We start from the raw sequence: 6,511 nt of genomic DNA, 5'->3' as shown, positions 1-6,511 counted from the left end.
CCCCGGTGCCCAGCGTCACGCCCAGCAGGTTGCCCACGCCCCGGCCCGCTCCCAGGCGCGACTCGGCGAAGGTGAAGGCCCGGGCGTCGTTGATGAGCCAGACGGGGAGGCCGGTGCGGGCGGCCAGCTCGGCGGCCAGGGGGTAGCCCGCCCAGCCGGCGGCGAAGTTGGGCGGCAGCAGCACCTTCCCGGCCCAGGGGTCGATCACGGCCGGGACGCCCACCCCCACCCCCGCCACGGCGTGAGCGGCGGACCGGGCCTGCCGCGCCGCGGCCTCGATGGCCCGGGCCAGGTCGGCCACCACCTCGGCGGGGGGGCGGTAGGAGCGGGTCTCGAGCTCCACCCGGTCGTGCAGGGCGCCCGCCGGGTCCAGCCAGCCCACGCTGTACGTGGTCCCGCCCAGGTCCACCCCGATTGATGCCGTCGCCGTCGTCATGATTGGCCCGTCCGAGAATTTGCTTTTGCCTTGCTGTGTGTAATATAAAGGTACGGACCACCGGATGTCTAGTCCACCCATCCTGCTCCGGCAAAGAGGGCCCGCATGAACCTGCCCGAAGCGCTCCTCCACCTCAACCCCCAGGCCCCCATCCCGCTGTACCTGCAGCTCAAGGAGGCGATGCTGCAGGTCCTGCACAGCGGGGTGTGGCCCGAAGGAAAGCCGCTGCCCAGCGAGCGCGAGCTCTCGGAGGGGCTTTCCATCTCGCGGGCCACGGTGCGGCAGGCCATCCACGAGCTCGAGCTCGAGGGCTGGCTCGAGCGCAAGCAGGGGCGGGGCACCTTCCCCCGGCCCGCCAAGGTCGAGCAGCCCCTCGCCCGCGTCACCGGCTTCTCCGAGAACATGCGCCTGGCGGGGATCGAGCCCTCCACCCGCCTCCTTTCCGCCCGCCTCGAGCCCGCCCCCGCCCACCTGCTCAAGGCCATGCGGCTGCGGCCCGGCGCGGTGGTGGCGGTCATCACCCGGCTGCGCCTGGCCGACGGCGAGCCCTTGATGCTCGAGCGGGCCCACCTCAACTACGCGCTCACCCCGGGGCTTTTGGGGCACGACCTCTCCGGCTCGCTCTACGACCTGCTCACCCACACCTACCGCCTGCGCTTCGCCCGGGGCGAGGAGAGCATCCAGGCCGTCAAGGCCGAGCCCTGGCTGGCGAAGGCCTTAGGCATCCCCAGGGGCGCGGTGGTGCTCTTCACCCGGCGCACCGTCACCACCGACACCGGGGCGGTGCTCGAGCACACCGAGCGCTACGGCCGCGCCGACCGGTGCAGCTTCCGCGTCAACCTCGAGGGCGACAACACCCAGATCACCCTCCGGGACAGCAGCTAGGAGCCCCCATGAACCCACTCCAACCCGCCTTCGACTACCTGGACGGCTGCGAGCGCATCCTGGCGCGGGTGCGCCAGACCCAGATGGGACGCATCGCCCAGGCGGCGGCCTGGTGCGCCGAGGCCATCGCCCGGCGCGGGCTGGTGCACCTCTTCGGCAACGGCCACTCGCGCATGGCGGTGGAGGAGATGTGGCCGCGCTACGGCTCCTTCCCCGGCTTCCACCCCATCGTCGAGCTCTCCATGACCCACCACACCCAGGTGGTGGGGGCCAACGGCCAGCGCCAGGCCATGTGGATCGAGCGGCAGGAGGGCTTGGGCGAGGTGATCCTGCGCAACTTCGTCTTCCGCGAGCACGACGTGATGATGGTCTTCTCCACCAGCGGCAACAACGGGGTGGTGGTGGACGTGGCCTTGGGCGCCAAGCGGCGCGGGATGCGGGTGGTCGCGGTGATCGCCGAGGAGTACGCCCGCCTGCTCCCGCCGGGGCACTCCAGCGGCCAGCGCCTGCACGACCTCGCCGACCTGGTGATTGATAATTGCGCCGTCCCCGGCGACGCGATGGTGGAGGTGCCCGGCGTGGACGTGCCGGTGGGGCCGGGCAGCACCATCGGCAACACCGCGGTGGTCAACTGCCTGAAGGTGCTGGTGGCCGCCGAGCTCGCGCGGCGCGGCCAGCCGCCCTTGGTGCTGGCCGGGGCCTGGAAGCTGGGGCCCGAGGCCAGCACCCGGCGCTTCGAGGACGCCTACGACGACCACCGCGACCGGGTGAAGGTGGTGTATGGGGGGTAGAGGAACGCCCGGCGCCGGACGCCCAACGCCAGGGAGACACAGGCGAGGGGGGAAAGGGTCCAGGGGGGGCAAGGGAAAAAGCAACGCCCGCGGTCCCCGCTTTTCGCCCTTCCGCCTCTTTGCCTTTGCACCTCACCCCTCGCTTCCCGTTCCCTCCCTCGAGGCCCGCCCATGACCTCCCTCACCGGCAAAAGCGCGCTCGTCACCGGGGCCTCCGGCATCGCCGCCGCGACCGCGCGACACCTGGCGGGGCTGGGGGCGGCGGTGATGGTGCTGGACAGGTCGGGGGAGAACCTCTCGAGGCTTGAGTCCGAGCTGCCGGGGGTGGCCGGCTTCGAGGCCGACCTGCTCGAGCCCTCCGCCGCGGACGCGGCGGTGGCGGCGGCGCTGGGGCGCTTCGGGCGGCTCGACGTCCTGGTCAACGCGGCCGGCATCTCCGGGCGGCGTTTCGGCGACGGGCCGGTGCACGAGGCCACCGACGCGGGCTGGGACAGCGTGATGGACACCAACGCCCGCGGCACCTTCCGCATGTGCCGCGCGGCGCTGGGGCCGATGCTGGAGCAGGGCTCGGGGGCCATCGTCAACGTCGCCAGCGTGCTGGCCTACGCCCCGGCGCGCGAGTTCTTCGCCACCCACGCCTACGCCGCCTGCAACGGCGCCCGCATCGCCCTCACCAAGGCCATGGCCGCCTACTACGCGCCCCACGGCATCCGGGTCAACGCGGTGGCCCCCGGCCTGATCGCCACGCCGATGAGCGCGCGGGCCCAGGGCGACCCGGCCATCTTGGGGTACGTCCGGGTGCGCCAGCCCCTCACCGGGGAGCTGGGCACGCCGGAGGACGTGGCCCAGGCCATCGGCTACCTGGCCTCCGACGCGGCGCGCTTCGTGACGGGGGTGGTGCTCGAGGTCGCGGGCGGGTGGAGCGTGGCGGGGTGAAGGCCTTTACCTACTCGGCTTCCGTCCCGGTGCTCGCCGAGTGCGACGTGCTGGTGGTGGGCGGCGGCTCGGCGGGGTGCAGCGCGGCGGTCGCCGCGGCGCGGCAGGGCGCGCGGGTGGTGCTCCTGGAGCGCTACGGCTTTTTGGGCGGCACCGGGGCCGCGGTGCTCGACACCTTCTACGGCTTCTACACCCCCGGCCTCGTGGAGAAGAAGGTGGTGGGCGGCATCCCCGACGAGGTGGTGGGGGGGTTGGAGCGCCGCGGCGTGCTGCTCAAGCGGCCCAACACCTACGGCGCCGGGGCGGGCCTGACCTACGACCCCGAGACGCTGAAGGTGGTCTGGGACGAGCTGGTGAGCGCGGCGGGGGTGCGGGTGCTGCTGCACGCCTACTTCGCCGACGTGATCCAGGACGGCCCCCGGGTGAGGGGGGCCGTCGTCGGCACCAAGCGGGGCCTGCGGGCCGTCGCCGCCCGGGCCGTCGTGGACGCCTCGGGCGACGCCGACGTGGTGGCGCGGGCCGGGGGGCCCTTCGAGGACGCCGGGGCGCTGGGCATCGCGCAGTCGCTCACCACCACCTTCAAGGTCATCAACGTGGACGTGGCGCGGGCCAAGAGCTTCCCCAAGAAGGAGCTGTGGGCCTTGATGGAGGCCGCGGCCTCCGAGGGCTACCGCCTGCCGCGCAAGGAGGGCAGCGCCCACGTCACCCCCTTCCAGGGCGTGATGGTCACCAACATGACCCGCGTGGCCGGGGTGGACGCCACCGACCCCGACGCGCTCTCGAGGGCCGAGATGGAGGGCCGCGGCCAGGCTTTGGAGTACCTGCGCTTCCTGCGCGACAAGGTGCCCGGCTACGAGCGGGCCGAGCTGGGCGGCCTCTCGGTGAACATCGGCGTGCGCGAGACCCGGCGCATCCGGGGCGAGTACTGGATCACCCGCGAGGACGTGCTCTCGGCCCGCAAGTTCCCCGACGCCGTCGCCCGCTGCGGCGCCCCCATCGAGGAGCACCACGCCGGGGGCGACACCCGCTGGGAGTACCTGCCCGACGGCGAGACCGTGGACATCCCCTACCGGGCTCTGCTGCCGCAGGGGCTTGAGAACGTCGTCGTCGCGGGGCGCTGCCTGTCGGCCTCGCACGAGGCCCACGCCAGCATCCGCTCCATCGGGCAGTGCCTGGCGATGGGGCAGGCCGCGGGGTTGGCGGCGGCTTTGGCGAAGGGGGGCGACCTGCGCGGCGTGGACGTGGGGGAGCTGCGCTCGAGGCTGCTGGAGATGGGGGCGCTGCTGTGATCGTCCGCACCGTGCTGGGCGACGTCGAGCCCGCCGAACTGGGCCTCACGCTGGGCCACGACCACCTGCTGGCCTACCCCCCGCCCGACGTCGCCGACCCCGACCTGCGCCTCGACGACCCCCAGGCGGCCGTCCGCGAGCTCGAGCGCTTCAAGGCGGCGGGCGGCGGCGCGGTCGTCGAGATGACCACCGTGGACTACGGGCGCGACGCGGGGGCGCTGGCGGCGGTCTCGAGGGCCGGTGGGGTCCACGTGGTCGCCGCCACCGGCTTCAACAAGGGGAAGTTCGCCGACCGGCTCACCGCCGGCCGCAGCGCCGGGGAGATCGCCGCCTGGATGGCGGCGGAGGTGCGCGAGGGCGTGCGGCGCTTCGCGCCGGAGCAGCCCCATGCGGAGGGGCCGGGGCCAAGGGCCGGCCTGATCAAGGCCAGCAGCAGCCTGGGCGGGGCCGGCCCCCACGAGCGCAAGGTCTTCGCGGCGGCCGTCGAGGCCCACCACGCCACCGGGGCGCCCATCTCCACCCACACCGAGAAGGGCACCTGGGCGCTGGAGCAGGCCGCGCTCTTCCTCGAGGGCGGCGTGGACCCCCGGAAGGTGCTCATCGGCCACCTCGACCTCAAGCCCGACCTGCCCTACCTGCTGGAGGTCGCGGCCAGCGGGGTCAACCTGGGCCTCGACCAGTTCGGCAAGGAGAAGTACCTCCCCGACGCCGTGCGGGTCGAGCTGGTGCTGGGGCTGGTGGAGGCGGGCCACGCCCGGCAGGTCCTCCTCGGCGGCGACATGGCCCGCCGCTCCTACTTCAAGAGCTACGGCGGGGGGCCCGGCCTCGAGCACCTCCCCCGCACCGTGGCACCCATGCTGCTGGGGGCGGGGCTCTCCCCGGGGCAGCTCGACGACCTCTTGCGCCACAACCCCCGGCGGTGGCTGGCGTTCGACCCCAGGTGACGAGATTCGGAGGCGATATGGCGATGAAAGTTGGCGTTGTCGGCACGGGGTTCATCGGCCCGGTCCACGTGGAGGCCCTCAGGCGCATCGGGGTGGGGGTCAAGGGGGTGCTGGGCTCGAGCGCCCAGAAGTCGCAGGCCGCGGCCCAGCGGATGGGCCTGGAGCGGGGGTACTCGAGCTACGCCGAGCTGCTGGCCGACCCCGAGATCGGCGTGGTGCACCTCACCAGCCCCAACCGCTTCCACCGTGAGCAGGTGCTGCGGGCCCTGGAGGCGGGCAAGCACGTGGTCTGCGAGAAGCCTTTGGGCATGACCGCCCGCGAGACCAAGGAGCTCGTCGCCGCCGCGAGGAAGCACCCCGGGCTGGTCACGGCGGTCAACTACAACCTCCGCTTCTACCCGCTGTGCCTGCAAGCGCGCGCCATGGTGCGCTCGGGCGAGGTGGGCGAGGTCTTCCACGTCAAGGGCAGCTACGTGCAGGACTGGCTGTTGTACCCCACCGACTTCAACTGGCGGGTGCTGGCCTCCGAGGGCGGCGCGCTGCGGGCCGTCGGCGACATCGGCACCCACTGGCTCGACCTGGTGGGCTTCATCACCGGCCTCGAGGTCGAGGCGGTGATGGCCGACCTCAAGACCGTCCACCCGGTGCGCCAGGCCCCGCCGCAGGGCTCGGTGGAGACCTTCAGCCCCAAGGGCGATCGGCCCCCCGCGACGGCGGGTACGGGCGGTAAAAAAGGAGCCAAGAAGGAACTCAGCACCACCCCGGTACACATCGACACCGAAGACTACGCCAGCGTGCTGCTGCGCTTCGCGGGCGGGGCGCGTGGGGTGCTCACGGTCTCGCAGGTCACGGCGGGGCGCAAGAACCGGCTCGAGTGGGAGGTCGCCGGGAGCCGGCGGGCCATCGCCTGGAACGGCGAGCGCCCCGAGGAGCTGTGGATCGGCGAGCGGAACGAGCCCAACAAGGTGCTCATGCGCGACCCCGGCCTGCTCGACCGCGCCGCCAGCGCCTACACCAGCTACCCCGGCGGCCACGCCGAGGGCTTCCCCGACACCTTCAAGCAGCTCTACCGCGCCGTCTACGCCGACATCGCCGCCGGAGGGCCCTCCGAGCAGCCGCTCTACGCCACCTTCGAGGACGGGCACAAGGAGCTCGCGCTGTGCGAGGCGATCCTCGAGAGCCACCGCAAGGGCAAGTGGGTGAAGGTGAAGTATTGAGGGTGCCGCAGGG

Annotated in this window: 7 protein-coding genes; 6 read left to right on the top strand and 1 reads right to left on the bottom strand. The window is 72.9% G+C overall.

Going from position 1 to position 6,511, the window contains the following annotated elements:
• Positions 1-436 (bottom strand): ROK family protein (locus Mterra_RS01640; protein ID WP_170159514.1); only part of this gene is annotated, 436 nt, incomplete at its 3' end.
• A gap of 105 nt (positions 437-541) precedes the next feature.
• Between Mterra_RS01640 and Mterra_RS01635 the strand changes: the two genes are divergently transcribed.
• From Mterra_RS01635 to Mterra_RS01610, 6 genes are all read left to right on the top strand, one after another.
• Complete coding sequence (locus Mterra_RS01635) at positions 542-1,321, top strand: GntR family transcriptional regulator (RefSeq protein ID WP_119313571.1); 780 nt, start codon at positions 542-544, stop codon at positions 1,319-1,321.
• Positions 1,322-1,329: 8 nt separating this feature from the next.
• Positions 1,330-2,112: a sugar isomerase domain-containing protein gene (locus Mterra_RS01630; RefSeq protein WP_119313570.1), complete on the top strand. Its 783-nt coding sequence runs from the start codon at positions 1,330-1,332 to the stop codon at positions 2,110-2,112.
• Positions 2,113-2,283: 171 nt separating this feature from the next.
• Entirely contained in the window at positions 2,284-3,048 is a 765-nt protein-coding gene (locus tag Mterra_RS01625; RefSeq protein ID WP_119313569.1) for an SDR family NAD(P)-dependent oxidoreductase, read from the top strand.
• Positions 3,045-4,337: an FAD-dependent oxidoreductase gene (locus Mterra_RS01620; RefSeq protein ID WP_119313568.1), complete on the top strand. Its 1,293-nt coding sequence runs from the start codon at positions 3,045-3,047 to the stop codon at positions 4,335-4,337. The genes Mterra_RS01625 and Mterra_RS01620 overlap by 4 nt, the downstream gene beginning before the upstream one ends.
• Positions 4,334-5,281 (top strand): phosphotriesterase family protein, encoded by a 948-nt coding sequence (locus Mterra_RS01615; protein ID WP_119313567.1) that lies wholly within the window; start codon positions 4,334-4,336, stop codon positions 5,279-5,281. Before Mterra_RS01620 ends, Mterra_RS01615 begins: the two co-directional genes overlap by 4 nt.
• Before the next feature lie 23 nt (positions 5,282-5,304).
• On the top strand, positions 5,305-6,498 hold the full coding sequence (locus Mterra_RS01610; protein ID WP_119313573.1) for a Gfo/Idh/MocA family protein: 1,194 nt from the start codon (positions 5,305-5,307) through the stop codon (positions 6,496-6,498).
• Positions 6,499-6,511 lie beyond the last annotated feature (13 nt).

This window comes from Calidithermus terrae, assembly GCF_003574345.1.
GTDB lineage: Bacteria > Deinococcota > Deinococci > Deinococcales > Thermaceae > Calidithermus > Calidithermus chliarophilus.
The sequence above is the reverse complement of the archived record's forward strand: the minus strand, read 5'-3'. Positions and strand labels throughout refer to the sequence as shown.

Excerpts from the sequence above, each read along its gene's own strand:
- Mterra_RS01635 (WP_119313571.1), top strand. The coding sequence starts at position 542 with ATGAACCTGCCCGAAGCGCTCCTCCACCTCAACCCCCAGGCCCCCATC.
- Mterra_RS01630 (WP_119313570.1), top strand. The coding sequence starts at position 1,330 with ATGAACCCACTCCAACCCGCCTTCGACTACCTGGACGGCTGCGAGCGC.
- Mterra_RS01625 (WP_119313569.1), top strand. The coding sequence starts at position 2,284 with ATGACCTCCCTCACCGGCAAAAGCGCGCTCGTCACCGGGGCCTCCGGC.
- Mterra_RS01610 (WP_119313573.1), top strand. The coding sequence starts at position 5,305 with ATGAAAGTTGGCGTTGTCGGCACGGGGTTCATCGGCCCGGTCCACGTG.